Source organism: Streptomyces sp. NBC_00523 (assembly GCF_036346615.1).
Classification (GTDB): Bacteria; Actinomycetota; Actinomycetes; order Streptomycetales; family Streptomycetaceae; genus Streptomyces.
On sequence record NZ_CP107837.1, the window covers coordinates 47,239 to 61,393 of the forward strand.

Here is a 14,155-nt window from a genome sequence, read left to right on the forward strand (position 1 = left end):
TTGCGCAGGCAGCCTCCCCAAGTCGGCCTTGCTCAACGGAGCCTCGACGTGCGGTCACCCTGTCGACCCGAACTGCTACGAGAAGCCCGCGACACTCGCCACGTGAGAAATTCCCTACGTGTTCACCAGCCACTGCCGGCCATCAATGAGTTCACGCGCCGCGTCAAGGTGGCCGGCGTGACAGGCAGTTTCGGTGATCACATGAAGGACGACCTCGCGCACATTGCGCAGGCGCCAATCGTCCTCGGGGAAGGGCCACCAGAGCAGGCCCGCGTCTATCGATGAGGCGGCGATGATCGTATCCGCCAGTGACGCTTCCTGGCGGTAGCGGGCGAGGATCTCCGCGGTCGGCACGCTCGAAGCCACCTGCCATGCGCATTCCTGGCTACCGACAAGGCCGATGGCATCCGAATCACCAGCCACAACAGCACGAAACCACAGGCGCTCCACTGCCACGGTGAGGTGCTGCACCATTCCCAGGCAACTCCACCCGGAGGGCAGCACCGCCTGCCGCAATGCTTGATCGTCCAGCCCCTCCAGCGCGCCGAGCACATGCTTACGCTGCGCCTGCAAGTACCGCAGCAGGGCCGACATCTCCAGGTCCACTCCCACGGTCATCTCCGCACCTCCCGCGTGCGGCGCGCTTCGATGGCCGTCAGGTCCTCGACATCGGCAGGGGATACACCGGTCGTGCCTAACCCGGCGTAGGTGTTCATGTGCATCATGTGCCTCATACTCCCCCGGAGCACCAGAGGTGTACAGGAAGACATGGTCGTGGCCAGGGACCAAATGTCTCGTCATCCTGTCCGATTGAATTCCCCTTTGAAGGCCGCCCCTTCCCCGGCCGGCATCGCCACATGACGATGGTCTCCGCGGCGTACGCGCCCGCCCGTCCGAGTGACCCCGACCGGCAGCTCCACCACGCGGGCCGGCTACCCGCAACCGCACAGCCAAGCGATACGCCCTCCACAGCATGCGCGCATGGACTCCCAGGGGCCGAGTGAACCGTTCCGGGCTTGGCCGGGCACCGCACTCCCCACCTCAAGAACGCATCTTTTTTGATGTATCAAAGAAGATGCATTATGCTGGAGTCAGCAGACGGCGCGAGAGGAGCGGACACATGCGGAAGTGGGCCGGGAACCCCTGGGCGGTACTGGCGACCATGTCGCTGGGTTTCTTCATGACCTTGCTGGACCTGACGATCGTGAACATCGCGATCCCCGACATGATCGACGGGCTGGGAGCGACCCTCGACCAGACCCTGTGGGTGATCAGCGGCTACGCCCTCGTGCTGGCGGTGCTGCTGATCACCGCAGGGCGGCTCGGCGACGTCTGGGGCCCCCGCAACCTCTTCATCGCGGGTGTCGTGGTGTTCACCGCCGCCAGCATCGCCTGCGGCCTGGCCACCGGCCCGGTGATGCTGATCGTCGCCCGCGGGGTGCAGGGTCTCGGCGCCGCGCTGCTCACACCGCAGACGATGACGCTGATCATGTCGGTCTTCCCCGCGCAGCGGCGCGGCACCGCGATGGGCATCTGGGGCATGGTGGCGGGGCTGGCCACGCTGTCGGGCCCGACCGTGGGCGGGGTGCTGGTCTCCACCCTGGGCTGGCGGTGGATCTTCCTGGTGAACGTGCCGATCGGGATCGCCGCACTGGCCCTGGCCTTTCTGGTGGTGCCCGACGTGCGGACGGGCCGGACCCGGACCTTCGACATCTCCGGCGTTCTCCTGGCCACCGGCGCGCTGTTCTGCCTGACCTTCGCGCTCCAGGAGGGTGAGCACTACCACTGGGGCCCGAAGATCTGGGGGCTGCTCGCCGCGGGCGTCGCGCTGACCGCCGGGTTCCTACTGCACCAGCGCGGCCGTCAGGACCGGGAACCGCTCGTGCCGTTCGCGCTGTTCAAGGACCGCAACTTCTCCGTGCTGACGGTGCTGGTCGCCCTGGTCTCGATGGCGATGATCGGGCTGGTCCTCCCCTTCAACCTCTACCTGCAGTCCGTCCTCGGTCTGAGCGCGATCAAGGCGGGCCTGGTACTCGCCCCGTCCTCGCTGGTGTCGATGACGGTGGGGCCCTTCGCCGGCCGGCTCTCGGACCGGATCGGCGGCAAGTACCTGCTGATGGCGGGTCTCGCCCTCTACGCGGTGGGGATGGCGGCCATCGCGCTGATCGCCGGCCCGGCCTCCCCCTGGTACGCCTTCATCCCGGCCACCCTCATCACCGGGCTCGGCATCGGCTGCGTGATCGCGCCCATGTCCGCGGAAGCGATGCGCAACGTCGAACCGCGGCTCGCGGGAGCGGCCTCCGGGGTCAACAACACGATCCGCCAGACCGGTTCGGTCATCGGCGCGGCCGCGGTGGGCGCCCTGCTCCAGAGCCGGCTCGCCGCGGAACTGGCCGGCGGAAAGGCGTACGCGGACGCCTTCATCGCCACCCTGCACGTAACGGCGGTGCTGCCGATCGCCGTGGTACTGGCCGGGGCGCTGGGCTGCTTGCTGCTCCGCGGCCGGACCGAGGAGACGGCGGGTGCGCCCGCCGGAGCGGGCCCCGGAAAGGCGGCTGCGGCGACGGGCGTTTAGAACGGCTTTAGCCGGACGGCTGATCCTGTCCGCACAGTGCCGTTCACTGCCTCCGGATCCATGACCCAAGGAGACGACGCCATGACAACACAGCCCCCGAACGTGATCCTCAGCGGCGGACCCGCGACACTCGAACTCAAGCTCGAGGACCGGATCCGTTACGTCGAGGACACGACCTCCAAGGTGAAGCTGCTCAAGGGCAACCGGTATGAACACTTCGAGCCCACGAGCGGCATGGTCACGGAGAAGGAACTGGAACTCCTGGTCTACTCATGGAGCGGATACACCTACGTCGCCGAGTAGAAGACTTCCGCCGAGAACACCGAAGCCGCCCGGGCAACGAGCACCCGGGCGGCTTCCGTCTTTCGCAGGTCAGTCCGTATCGGGCGCCAGCCGGGCCAGTACCTCCGGCGACAGCCGTCGGGCCAGGGCCTCCAGCAGGGCGAGCACCTCGGTGACCTCCACGGGGTCCTCGGTACCCAGCGCCGTGGCCAGAGCGTCGTCCACACGTGTCGCGGCAACCTCCGCACGGCGGTCGGTCACCTCGGGGTTCTGACGGACCAGGGTCCGGCGGCGGTCACGGGCGTCGGTCTCGGTCACCACCGATCCCGTCTCCCGCAACCGGGCCACGCAGGCGGACACCGCACTCTGCGGCAGCCCGGAACGGGTGGCGATCTCGCCGACCGTCGTGTCCGGGTGCGCGTAGATGTCGAGCATCACGATCAGGACCGACCGTGTGCTCATCTGCCGCTTGCCGAGGCTTTCGGTGGGAATGGCCTCCTCACCGATCTTCATGAGGGTGCGCCCCAGCAGGAAAAGCTGTACTCCATTCACACGGACGACCTTATATCAGCCTTGATGGATCGGATCAAAAGGGCAGAGCTCTCAGCCGACGACGGTCCAGTTGTCGTTGCCGGCGAGGAGTGCGGCGAGGTCTCCCTTGCCGTGGCGTTCGACGGCGGTGTCGAGCTGGTCGGCCATGGTCGTGTCGTAGACGGGGCGTTCGACGCTGCGCAGGACGCCGATGGGGGTGTGGTGGAGGGTGTCGGCGTCGGCGAGTCGGGAGAGTGCGAAGGCGGTGGTGGGGCTGGGGGCGTGGGCGTCGTGGACGAGGATTTGTGACTTGTTGTCCTCGGTGACCGGGACGACCTTGAGGTCTCCGGTGAGGGAGTCGCGTACGACGCCCTTGGAGCCGTCCGTGCCGAAGACGATCGGCTGCCCGTGTTCGAGGCGGATGACGGCTTCCTGGGCTTGGTCTTTGTCCTTGAAGACTTCGAAGGCGCCGTCGTTGAAGATGTTGCAGTTCTGGTAGATCTCCACGAGTGCGGTGCCGGGGTGGTCGGCGGCGGCGCGGAGCACGCTGGTGAGGTGTTTGCGGTCGGAGTCGACGGTTCTCGCGACGAAGGACGCCTCCGCGCCGATCGCCAACGAGACCGGGTTGAACGGGGCGTCGAGTGAGCCCATCGGCGTGGATTTGGTGATCTTGCCGAGTTCGGAGGTGGGTGAGTACTGGCCCTTGGTGAGTCCGTAGATCCGGTTGTTGAAGAGGAGGATCTTGAGGTTGACGTTGCGGCGCAGGGCGTGGATGAGGTGGTTGCCGCCGATGGACAGCGCGTCCCCGTCACCCGTGACGACCCAGACGGAGAGGTCGCGCCGGGAGGTGGCCAGGCCGGTCGCGATGGAGGGGGCGCGGCCGTGGATGGAGTGCATCCCGTAGGTGTTCATGTAGTACGGGAAGCGGGAGGAGCAGCCGATGCCGGAGATGAAGACGATGTTTTCTTTGGCGAGGCCGAGGTCGGGCATGAAGCCTTGGACGGCGGCGAGGACGGCGTAGTCGCCGCAGCCGGGGCACCAGCGCACTTCCTGGTCGGACTTGAAGTCCTTCATGGACTGCTTGGCCTCGGCCTTGGGCACCAGTTGGAGCAGTTCGTTGGTCTCAGGCATCGATGGCCTCCTCAAGAGCGGTGGCGAGCTGCTCGGCCTTGAACGGCATGCCGTTGACCTGGTTGTAGCTGTGGGCGTCGACCAGGTACTTGGCGCGGATGAGCGTGGCCAGCTGGCCGAGGTTCATCTCGGGGACGACCACCTTGTCGTAACGCGCCAGCACCTCGCCCAGATTCCTGGGGAACGGGTTGAGGTGACGCAGATGCGCCTGCGCGATACTCCGTCCGGAGGCCCGCAGGCGTCGCACGGCCGCCGTGATCGGGCCGTAGGTGGAGCCCCAGCCGAGGACCAGCGTCCGCGCCTCGGCGGGGTCGTCGACGTCCAGGTCGGGGACCTGGATGCCGTCCACCTTGGCTTGGCGGGTGCGGACCATGAAGTCGTGGTTGGCGGGGTCGTAGGAGATGTTGCCGGTGCCGTCCTGCTTCTCGATCCCCCCGATCCGGTGCTCCAACCCCGGCGTGCCCGGGACCGCCCACGGACGGGCCAGGGTCTGCGGGTCGCGTTTGTAGGGCCAGAAGACTTCGGTGCCGTCGGCGAGTTCGTGGTTGGGGCCGTGTGCGAACTGGACGCGTAGGTCGGGGAGTTGGTCGAGTTCGGGGATGCGCCAGGGTTCGGAGCCGTTGGCGAGGTAGCCGTCGGAGAGCAGGAAGACCGGGGTGCGGTAGGTCAGGGCGATGCGTGCCGCGTCCATGGCGGCGTCGAAGCAGTCGGCCGGGGTGCGCGGGGCCACGATCGGGACCGGTGCCTCACCGTTGCGCCCGTACATCGCCTGGAGCAGGTCGGCCTGCTCGGTCTTGGTCGGCAGCCCGGTCGAGGGGCCGCCGCGCTGGATGTCCACGATCAGCAACGGCAGTTCCAGCGACACCGCGAGCCCGATGGTCTCCGACTTCAACGCCACCCCGGGCCCGGACGTCGTCGTCACGGCGAGGGAACCGCCGAAGGCTGCGCCGAGTGCGGCGCCGATGCCCGCGATCTCGTCCTCGGCCTGGAAGGTGCGCACGCCGAAGTTCTTGTGCCGGCTCAGTTCATGCAGGATGTCCGAGGCCGGGGTGATCGGGTAGGAGCCGAGGTAGACCGGCAGGTCGGCCTGGCGGCCGGCGGCGATCAGCCCGTAGGACAGGGCCAGGTTCCCGGAGATGTTGCGGTACGTGCCGGTCGGGAACGTCTGCGAGGCGGGGGCGACTTCGTAGCTGACGGCGAAGTCCTCCGTCGTCTCGCCGAAGTTCCAGCCGGCCCGGTAGGCGGCCACGTTCGCCTCGGCGATCTGTGGCTTCTTCGCGAACTTCGCCCGCAGGAATGTCTCGGTGCCCTCGGTCGGGCGGTGATACATCCACGACAGCAGCCCGAGCGCGAACATGTTCTTCGAGCGCTCGGCCTCCTTGCGGGAGAGCCCGAACTCCTTCAGCGCCTCGATCGTCAGGGTGGTCAGCGGCACCGGATGGACGTTGTAGGCCTCCAGCGAGCCGTCCTCCAGCGGGTTGGTCTCGTAGCCGACCTTCGCCATCGGCCGCTTGGTGAACTCGTCGGTGTTCACGATGATTTCGGCCCCGCGCGGCACATCGGCGATGTTCGCCTTCAGCGCGGCCGGGTTCATCGCGACCAGCACGTTCGGCGCGTCGCCCGGAGTCAGGATGTCGTGATCGGCGAAATGCAGCTGGAACGACGAAACCCCCGGCAGAGTCCCTGCGGGAGCACGGATCTCGGCCGGAAAGTTCGGCAGCGTGGACAGATCATTCCCGAAGGACGCCGTCTCCGACGTGAACCGGTCACCCGTCAGCTGCATACCATCACCCGAGTCACCCGCGAAACGGATGACGACCCGGTCGACCGACCGCACCTCTTTCAGCCCGAGCCGCAGGTCCGCGGGCGCAATGTCGTTAACAACGGACATGAGGGTTCTCACGACTCCTTGATCTCGCAGATGGTGGCGCCCGAGGCGACAGAGGCGCCGATCGTGGCCGTGAGGCCGCCGACCGTGCCGGAGCGGTGCGCGTTCAGCGGCTGTTCCATCTTCATGGCTTCGAGGACGACGATGAGGTCGCCTTCCTTGACTTCCTGGCCTTCTTCGACGGCGATCTTCACGATCGTGCCCTGCATGGGGGAGGCGAGGGTGTCGCGGGAGACGGCCGAGCCGGACTTCTTGGCCGCGCGGCGCTTGGGCTTGGCGCCCGCCGCGAGACCGGTACGGGCCAGGCTCATCCCGAGCGAGGAGGGCAGCGAGACCTCCAGGCGCTTGCCACCCACCTCCACGACGACCGTCTCGCGGCCGGCCTCGTCATCCGCGTCCGCCTCGGCGGGGGCGGCGAACGGCTTGATCTCGTTGACGAACTCCGTCTCGATCCAGCGCGTGTGGACCCGGAACGGGTCCGCGGTGAACGCCGGGTCCACCATCACCGCGCGGTGGAACGGGATCGCGGTCGCCATGCCCTCGACGTGGAACTCCGCCAGGGCGCGGGCCGCGCGCTGGAGCGCCTGCTCCCGCGTCGCACCCGTCACGATCAGCTTCGCGAGCAGTGAGTCCCACGCCGGGCCGATGACGGAGCCGGACTCCACACCCGCGTCCAGACGCACACCCGGACCCGACGGCGCGTCGAACTTCGTGACGGTGCCGGGGGCCGGGAGGAACCCGCGGCCCGGGTCCTCGCCGTTGATCCGGAACTCGAAGGAGTGACCCCGCGAGACCGGGTCGTCGTAACCCAGCGCCTCGCCGTCCGCGATCCGGAACATCTCACGAACCAGGTCGATACCGGAGACCTCCTCGGTCACCGGGTGCTCCACCTGCAGGCGGGTGTTGACCTCCAGGAAGGAGATCGTGCCGTCCATACCGACCAGGAACTCGACCGTGCCGGCACCGACGTAGCCGGCCTCCTTCAGGATCGCCTTCGACGCCGCGTACAGCTCCGCGTTCTGCGCATCCGACAGGAAGGGGGCCGGGGCCTCCTCCACCAGCTTCTGATGACGCCGCTGCAACGAGCAGTCACGCGTCGAGACGACGACCACGTTGCCGTGCGTGTCGGCCAGGCACTGCGTCTCCACATGCCGCGGCTTGTCGAGGTAGCGCTCCACGAAGCACTCCCCGCGCCCGAACGCGGCAACCGCCTCACGCACCGCGGAGTCGTACAGCTCCGGGATCTCCTCCAGCGTCCGGGCGACCTTCAGCCCCCGCCCGCCACCACCGAACGCCGCCTTGATCGCGATCGGCAGCCCATGCTCCTCCGCGAACGCGACAACCTCCTCCGAGCCCGAGACCGGGTCCGGGGTGCCCGCGACCAGCGGGGCACCGGCGCGCTGCGCGATATGACGGGCGGCGACCTTGTCACCCAGGTCCCGGATCGCGTGCGGCGGCGGCCCGATCCACGTCAGACCCGCGTCCAGCACCGCCTGGGCGAACTCGGCGTTCTCCGAGAGGAAGCCGTACCCCGGGTGGATCGCGTCCGCCCCCGAGTCCTTGGCAGCCTGGAGCACCTTGGCGATGTCCAGATAACTGGCCGCCGGGGTGTCACCGCCCAGAGCGAATGCCTCGTCGGCCGCACGGACGTGCAGAGCGTCACGGTCCGGGTCGGCGTAGACGGCCACGCTCCCGATCCCCGCGTCCCGGCAGGCCCGAGCAACACGGACAGCAATTTCGCCACGGTTGGCGATGAGCACCTTGCGGATTCCGCCGGTCGTCACGAGACCCACGCTCCGGGTGCACGGTAGTAGCCCGCGGGCTGCTCCCAGCGGCTGCGGCCCCGCCCGGACACGCGCGGCTCGTCGCCCCGCACGCCGTCGACGGCGGCACCGGGCTCGGCGTCGGGTGCGAAGCGGGCGGCGAGTACCGCGGCAAGCGCGGCGACGTCCTCGGCGCTCGGGTTGCCTCCGGTGATCCGCAGCGAGGCCAGTGAGAGTTCCGCCCTGGTGCGGGGCTCCCCCGCCGTCACAGCGGAAGGTTTCCGTGCTTGCGGCCCGGGAGCGGCACGTGCTTCGTCCGCAGCATGGCAAGAGCGCCGATCAGCCGGCTGCGGGTGTCGGCGGGGTCGATCACATCGTCGACGAGGCCGCGCTCGGCAGCGTAATAGGGGTGCATGAGCTCGGTCGTGTACTCCTTGATCTTCTGTGCGCGCATCTCCGCCGGGTCGTCGGCGGCGGCGATCTCGCGGCGGAAGATGACGTTGGCCGCGCCCTCTGCCCCCATGACGGCGATCTCGTTGCTGGGCCAGGCCAGGGCGACGTCGGCCCCGATGGAGCGAGAGTCCATGACGATGTAGGCGCCGCCGTACGCCTTGCGCAGGACGAGCGAGATCCGTGGGACGGTGGCGTTGCAGTACGCGTAGAGCAGCTTGGCTCCGTGCCGGATCACTCCGCCGTGTTCCTGGTCCACGCCCGGAAGGAATCCGGGCACGTCGACCAGAGTCACCAGCGGGATGCTGAAGGCGTCGCAGAACTGGACGAAGCGGGCGGCCTTCTCGCTGGACTCGATGTCGAGCACGCCGGCGAGGACGGCGGGCTGGTTCGCGATGATGCCGGTGACCCGGCCGTCGAACCTGGCGAGGCCGCAGACGACGTTCTGCGCCCATTGCCCGTGGACCTCGAAGAAGTCACCGTGATCGACGATCTCCTCGATCACCCGGCGCATGTCGTAGGACTGGTTGGGCTGGGAGGGGACGAGGTCCAGCAGGCGTTCGCACCGGCGGCCGGCGGGGTCGTCGGCCGGGGCGACGGGCGGAAGCTCGCGATTGTTCGAGGGGAGCATCGACAGGAGGTGGCGGACGTCCTCCAGGCAGCTCTCCTCGGTGTCGTAGGCGAAGGCGGCCACTCCTGAGACCGCGGCGTGCACATCGGCACCGCCGAGGCCGTTCTGGGAGATCTCCTCACCGGTCACCGACCGGACGACATCGGGGCCGGTGATGAACATCTGCGAGGTGCCGCGGACCATGAAGACGAAGTCCGTGAGCGCCGGGGAGTAGGCCGCGCCGCCCGCGCAGGGCCCGAGCATCACCGAGATCTGGGGGATGACGCCGGAGTTGCGGACATTGCGCTGGAAGATGCCGCCGTAGCCGGCCAGGGCCGAGACGCCTTCCTGGATACGGGCGCCGGCGCCGTCGCACAGGCCGACGACGGGGGCGCCGGCGGCCTCGGCGAGGTCCATGACCTTGTGGATCTTCTCCGCGTGGGCCTCGCCGAGGGCGCCGCCGAAGATCCTGAAGTCATGGGCGTACGTGAAGACGGTGCGGCCGTGGACGGTGCCCCAGCCGATGACGACGCCGTCGCTGTGGGGCTTCTTGTCCTCCAGGCCGAAGCCGGTGGCCCGGTGCCGGCGCAGGCCCTCGATCTCGATGAACGTGCCCTCGTCGAAGAGGAGGGCGACACGCTCACGGGCCGTCAGCTTGCCTTTGGCGTGCTGGGCGTCGGTGGCGCGGTCGCTCGGGCCGCGGGCCACCTGCTCCTGGAGGGCGTTCAGTTCAGCCGTGCGTTCGCGCAGGGTGGTGTTCGGAACGGGCTGGGGCGTCGGCGGGCGGTCCGCGGTGCGGACGGGCCTGTCCTCGACGATGCTCATTCAAGATCACCTTTCGACGCGGGTGTGCCAGTGGGCCGGCTGGCGCGCCACAGAGGTTCGGTGGACCCCCTAAAGCCGGGCTTGCGCGCGGGGCGGCGGAGCGTCCTGGCGGCCGGGGCGGGCGTACGGCCGCCGTGGCACCCGTACCTGGTGCGGGTGCATGTGTGGTTATCGCACGCGTCTGTTGATGACCTTATGAAGACGGCAGCGTGATCCGTTTCTCCACTGCCCGCGCCGGACGGAAAACCGGACGCCGGTCCTGTTTTCTCGCTCGCACTGGGTGCCACCCAATTAGCACTGAGCGACGGGCCCGCGATTCTCCGGAACTGCGGCGCGGGGAAAGCCGAGCCGCCCCGAGTCGCACTCGTGTACGTGGCAGTCCTGCGGGACCGAGCACACGTTCCCCGCGCCGACGTCCGGGCCGGACCGGTCGACCTGCCCCGAAGCGGTGGGGTCGTCGGGCACGCGACGCCCCTCCTTCTGACGGCCCGGGCTCGCGCACGGCCGGAATCGCACCGCGGCCGCGGAGCATCCGAATGCTTGAATGCTGTAATGCCCTCGCGGCCCGGACGGAAACCCGGACATTACCGAGGCAGCACGGAAGAAGCTGACACATTTAAAAGGATGGCCGCCAAATGAACGGCTTATTTTCTACGTGTGCACATGCGCGAGACATATGCGTGGAGCATTCGGGAAAACTGACGCGCATTCACGTGCGAAGTGGCGCACACCGTCGGGCGGAGCGGGGCGGAGCAAGTCCCCATCGGTCACGTGTTGCCCCAGGAACGGCAAAGCTCCCGCAACCGGCCATGTCGGCCGATCGGGGAGCGGACGCGCGCCTCCGACCCGGGTTCGAGTCAGGGGTGGGCAACACCCCACTGGTCGTCCAGGACGTGGAACTGCACGTGACCGGCGAGGGACGAACCGGAAATATCAACCTTCGCCTGAAGATCCGGAGTTGATGCTTCCGCCAAGCCCATTCCAAGACTTCCCCAAATTCCGAACGTTACGAGCAATCCCGAGAATATGCGCTTCGCCGCTACCTTGTTCATCGTTACCCCCTGTAGACATCCGTGCGGTGCGAGGTACACACTGCCAACGGCTCAAGTCACTTCCAAGCGAAACTCGATGACGTAAAGTGGCCTGGCAACTAGTTCCATGGCGTACGGGGGAGTGACCAAAGGGATGGCCGGGGAACCGCTTTACTTGCCGCACTCCGATGCCTTCGACGACGACTGTGCGATTGCTTATCAGCACGCCGTCACCCATGGCCGGTACACGCGGCACGGAGTGGCCGAGGCCCTCGGGATCAGCCTCGAAGAGGCCGCCCAGATCGAGAAGAAGCTGCAGACCCTGAGCCTGCTCCACCCCACGCCCGGCGAGCCGGGCACCTTCGTCCCGGTCAGCCCCGACGCGGCCGCCGCCGACCTCGTCGGGCCCACCGAGACACAGATCCGTGAGCTCCAGCAGGCCGTCACCGACGTACGCACACGGATGCGGGCTCTGGAGCCCACGTACTTCGAGAGCCGCCAGCGCCGCAACCAGGCCGAGGCCTTCGACATCATCAGCGACATCGGCGTCCTGCAGTCGATGCTCAACGACTGGGGCGCCCGGTGCCGCACGGAGGTGCTCACCGCACAGCCCGGCGGCCCCAGACCCAGCCACTTCCTCGACAACGCGCGGCCGCTCACACTGACGCGCCTGGCGCGCGGGGTGACGGTGCGCCACCTCTACCAGCACACCGTGCGCAGCGATCTGGCGACCACCGCGTACGTACGGGTCGTGACGGCCGCCGGGGGCGAGGTCCGTACGACGGACGAGCTGATCGACCGCATCGTCATCTACGACCGGGAGATCGTCTTCCTCCCCGAGCAGAACGTGGACGGACGCGCCCCGGGGGCGGTCGTGGTCCGCGAGCCGGCGCTCGTGGCCTTCCTCTACAAGGTGTACGAGCACCTGTGGACGGCCGCCACGTCCTTCTCACCGGGGGCCGAGGAGCCCACGGCCGTGACCGATGACCTGAAACGATCGATCGTCAGGCTGATGGCCCAGGGGCACAAGGACGAGGTGGTGGCGCGACGACTGGGCATGTCGGTACGGACCTGCCGGCGCTACATCTCCCAGATCATGGAGGAACTGGAGTCCACCAGCCGGTTCCAGGCGGGCGTGAGCGCAGCCGCGAGCGGGATGCTCGACGACCCCAACGGCATGACGTAAGGCATTACGTGCCGGGCCACTTGCTGCCATCACGGATGGCTGGTTCCGGCACCCTCCCTCAAGGCACCGTGGATCGGGCCGAGACCGTATCCGGTCCGGTTCTGAGGGGGTGTGACGTATGCGGAGTCCCGCAGTCCGTCATCTGATCCACCGGCCGAGGTCGTGGCAGCATCCGGTACCGGCCGTACCTGACACCGAGGAGGAGTTCGTCCTGGTCTGTGAGTTCCCCGCCGGGAACGCACAGGGGCGGCGCTTCCATGAGCTGCTGGACGTGGTCGGTGCGGTCCAGGAGGCCGCCGAGTTCATCGGGCGCTGCCACTTCGCCGTGAACCCCGACCGCGTGGCGGTCTTCTACCGCTTCGGGCTGTGGGCGGACGACATCGCGGCCCTGCACAGCCGGGTGCCGGACGGACGGCTCGACGTCCGGCTGAGCGTACGCCCGGACAAGGTCGTGGACGGCGTGCCGCGCGTTCTGGAGTTCCGCATGGCGATCCGGATCGACGGCAGTCCCTGCGGTGCCGGGGAAGCCAGCCTGGTCTTCCTGGCGCCCGGCGTGCACACCAACCACCGCCGCCACAGCCGCGCAGCGCTGCTCGCCGCCTGCGGCACGGCCGGCGGGGGCGGCGCGCCCGCCCCGGCGGGTTCTCCCGTCGACCCGGCCGACATCGGGTACGGGGACCCCCGTGACGTGCTGCTGCGCAACCCCGGTACGGCCGACGGGCGGCTCTCCGTCGACGTGGTGCTGCCCCCGCCCGTCGACGGGGAGGTCCCGGCGCGGGTCCTGCTGGAGGCCGCGCGGCAGGTGTCGCTGTACACCGCCGTGCGGGCGCACGGGCTGGCGGCCGGGCGGATCACGCTGGCCTCGCTGCGGGCGCACTTCCGGGGCTACGCGGAACCGGACCTGCCGCTGCGCTGCGCGGCGGTGTGGGAGCCGCTCGGCAAGGACGGAAGGGGGCGGCGACTGGCGCCGGTCTCCCTGAGCCTCATCCAGGCCGACAGGGCGATCCTGGAGACGACCACCTCAGTGGTCGAGGACCTGTGACCAGTAGTCATGCGACCACTCCCCTTCCAGCGCCTCGGTGAGCGCGGCCACCGCGTCGGAGTCGAGCATGGTGGTGATCTGGGCGTCCACGGTCCGGCCGAGCCCGGCGTCGTAGACGGCGGCGCTGACGCAGAACTCCAGGCCGTCGCTGACGAGGAGACATGTCCGGAAGGACCATTCGTCGCCCGCTCCCGGTGTCCCGTCCGGGCGCTGCACCTGGGTGGGCCGGCCGTCGGGGCCGAAGCCGAACTCGGTGAACCGGAACCGCATGCCCTGCCCGATGGCCTTGCTGTACGCCTCCTTGAGCGTCCACAGCCGCAGCAGGCTCGGGTTGCGCTCCTCCTCCGGCAGCTCGGAGACGAGCAGCCGCTCGTGCGGGGTGCAGATGTGCCGGTCGAGCCCGCGGCTGTAGATGCGCCGGTCGGATCGCTCCGCGTCCACACCGACCAGGCCGCGCGTGGTCAGGCCGACCAGCAGCAGGTCGTCGGTGTGGCTGAGGCTGATGTCGATCTGGTCGCAGCCGCGCAGGTACGGCCGGCCGGTGGGTCCGTACATCAGTTCCAGGTCCTGCGGCTCGGCCTCCAGCGCGGCGGCCGCGGCGTGTTTGAGCAACAGGCGGGAGGCGGCGAACTGGTCGCGTATCTCCTCGTGCGTGATGTCCCGGTAGCGGACCCAGTCCCGGCCGAGGGTGGCGCGCAGCGCGGCCCCTCCGGGGTCGGCGGGGCGCCAGTCGTCGAGGCGGCCGTGCACCAGCGCGGTACCGCGCGCCGCCAGTTCGGTGCGCACGGCGGTCCAGTTGGTACCCGCCACTGTCACGGCGAGGGGGTCGCCGATGGCCATG

General features: G+C 68.7%; 13 protein-coding genes. 4 read left to right on the plus strand and 9 right to left on the minus strand.

From position 1 onward, the window contains the following. Positions 1-114 precede the first annotated feature (114 nt). On the minus strand, positions 115-618 hold the full coding sequence (locus OHS17_RS32885) for a DinB family protein (protein WP_330315462.1): 504 nt from the start codon (positions 616-618) through the stop codon (positions 115-117). A gap of 502 nt (positions 619-1,120) precedes the next feature. Between OHS17_RS32885 and OHS17_RS32890 the strand changes: the two genes are divergently transcribed. Together OHS17_RS32890 and OHS17_RS32895 are read left to right on the plus strand one after the other, a co-directional pair. After that, positions 1,121-2,575 (plus strand): DHA2 family efflux MFS transporter permease subunit, encoded by a 1,455-nt coding sequence (locus OHS17_RS32890; protein ID WP_330315463.1) that lies wholly within the window; start codon positions 1,121-1,123, stop codon positions 2,573-2,575. Positions 2,576-2,656: 81 nt separating this feature from the next. Further along, entirely contained in the window at positions 2,657-2,878 is a 222-nt protein-coding gene (locus OHS17_RS32895) for a DUF5988 family protein (protein WP_026171887.1), read from the plus strand. A gap of 69 nt (positions 2,879-2,947) precedes the next feature. Here the strand turns inward: OHS17_RS32895 and OHS17_RS32900 are convergent, their stop codons facing one another. The 7 genes from OHS17_RS32900 to OHS17_RS32930 all read right to left on the minus strand — a co-directional run bounded on the left by OHS17_RS32900 (position 2,948) and on the right by OHS17_RS32930 (position 11,107). Further along, a complete protein-coding gene (locus OHS17_RS32900) occupies positions 2,948-3,370 on the minus strand; it encodes a MarR family transcriptional regulator (RefSeq protein WP_161211902.1) in 423 nt (140 codons plus the stop codon). Positions 3,371-3,460: 90 nt separating this feature from the next. After that, on the minus strand, positions 3,461-4,519 hold the full coding sequence (locus tag OHS17_RS32905; RefSeq protein ID WP_330313252.1) for a 2-oxoacid:ferredoxin oxidoreductase subunit beta: 1,059 nt from the start codon (positions 4,517-4,519) through the stop codon (positions 3,461-3,463). Further along, entirely contained in the window at positions 4,512-6,410 is a 1,899-nt protein-coding gene (locus OHS17_RS32910) for a 2-oxoacid:acceptor oxidoreductase subunit alpha (RefSeq protein WP_330315464.1), read from the minus strand. Before OHS17_RS32910 ends, OHS17_RS32905 begins: the two co-directional genes overlap by 8 nt. 8 nt (positions 6,411-6,418) lie before the next feature. After that, a complete protein-coding gene (locus tag OHS17_RS32915; protein ID WP_330315609.1) occupies positions 6,419-8,176 on the minus strand; it encodes an acetyl/propionyl/methylcrotonyl-CoA carboxylase subunit alpha in 1,758 nt (585 codons plus the stop codon). 11 nt (positions 8,177-8,187) lie between these two features. Continuing rightward, positions 8,188-8,439 carry an acyl-CoA carboxylase epsilon subunit gene (locus tag OHS17_RS32920; RefSeq protein WP_330315465.1) on the minus strand — a complete coding sequence of 84 codons (252 nt, stop codon included), beginning with the start codon at positions 8,437-8,439 and terminating at the stop codon, positions 8,188-8,190. Further along, positions 8,436-10,055, minus strand: a complete 1,620-nt coding sequence (locus OHS17_RS32925; protein WP_330315466.1) for an acyl-CoA carboxylase subunit beta — start codon at positions 10,053-10,055, stop codon at positions 8,436-8,438. Before OHS17_RS32925 ends, OHS17_RS32920 begins: the two co-directional genes overlap by 4 nt. Before the next feature lie 857 nt (positions 10,056-10,912). Beyond that, entirely contained in the window at positions 10,913-11,107 is a 195-nt protein-coding gene (locus OHS17_RS32930; RefSeq protein WP_330315467.1) for a hypothetical protein, read from the minus strand. 154 nt (positions 11,108-11,261) lie between these two features. Here OHS17_RS32930 and OHS17_RS32935 point away from each other — a divergent pair, with 154 nt between their 5' ends. Together OHS17_RS32935 and OHS17_RS32940 are read left to right on the plus strand one after the other, a co-directional pair. Further along, a complete protein-coding gene (locus tag OHS17_RS32935) occupies positions 11,262-12,272 on the plus strand; it encodes a helix-turn-helix transcriptional regulator (protein ID WP_330315468.1) in 1,011 nt (336 codons plus the stop codon). Positions 12,273-12,390: 118 nt separating this feature from the next. Continuing rightward, the gene (locus OHS17_RS32940; protein WP_330315469.1) at positions 12,391-13,314 is read left to right on the plus strand and encodes an AfsA-related hotdog domain-containing protein; all 924 of its coding nucleotides are present in this window, start codon (positions 12,391-12,393) and stop codon (positions 13,312-13,314) included. Here OHS17_RS32940 and OHS17_RS32945 read toward each other — a convergent pair. Then, entirely contained in the window at positions 13,294-14,154 is an 861-nt protein-coding gene (locus OHS17_RS32945) for a 4'-phosphopantetheinyl transferase family protein (RefSeq protein ID WP_383168747.1), read from the minus strand. The genes OHS17_RS32940 and OHS17_RS32945 overlap by 21 nt on opposite strands. Position 14,155 lies beyond the last annotated feature (1 nt).

Bases quoted from the DNA above. Each gene is read 5' to 3' on its own strand.
- OHS17_RS32885 (WP_330315462.1), bottom strand. From the start codon at position 618: ATGACCGTGGGAGTGGACCTGGAGATGTCGGCCCTGCTGCGGTACTTG.
- OHS17_RS32890 (WP_330315463.1), top strand. From the start codon at position 1,121: ATGCGGAAGTGGGCCGGGAACCCCTGGGCGGTACTGGCGACCATGTCG.
- OHS17_RS32895 (WP_026171887.1), top strand. From the start codon at position 2,657: ATGACAACACAGCCCCCGAACGTGATCCTCAGCGGCGGACCCGCGACA.
- OHS17_RS32900 (WP_161211902.1), bottom strand. From the start codon at position 3,370: ATGAAGATCGGTGAGGAGGCCATTCCCACCGAAAGCCTCGGCAAGCGG.
- OHS17_RS32905 (WP_330313252.1), bottom strand. From the start codon at position 4,519: ATGCCTGAGACCAACGAACTGCTCCAACTGGTGCCCAAGGCCGAGGCC.
- OHS17_RS32910 (WP_330315464.1), bottom strand. From the start codon at position 6,410: ATGTCCGTTGTTAACGACATTGCGCCCGCGGACCTGCGGCTCGGGCTG.
- OHS17_RS32925 (WP_330315466.1), bottom strand. From the start codon at position 10,055: ATGAGCATCGTCGAGGACAGGCCCGTCCGCACCGCGGACCGCCCGCCG.
- OHS17_RS32930 (WP_330315467.1), bottom strand. From the start codon at position 11,107: ATGAACAAGGTAGCGGCGAAGCGCATATTCTCGGGATTGCTCGTAACG.
- OHS17_RS32940 (WP_330315469.1), top strand. From the start codon at position 12,391: ATGCGGAGTCCCGCAGTCCGTCATCTGATCCACCGGCCGAGGTCGTGG.
- OHS17_RS32945 (WP_383168747.1), bottom strand. From the start codon at position 14,154: ATGGCCATCGGCGACCCCCTCGCCGTGACAGTGGCGGGTACCAACTGG.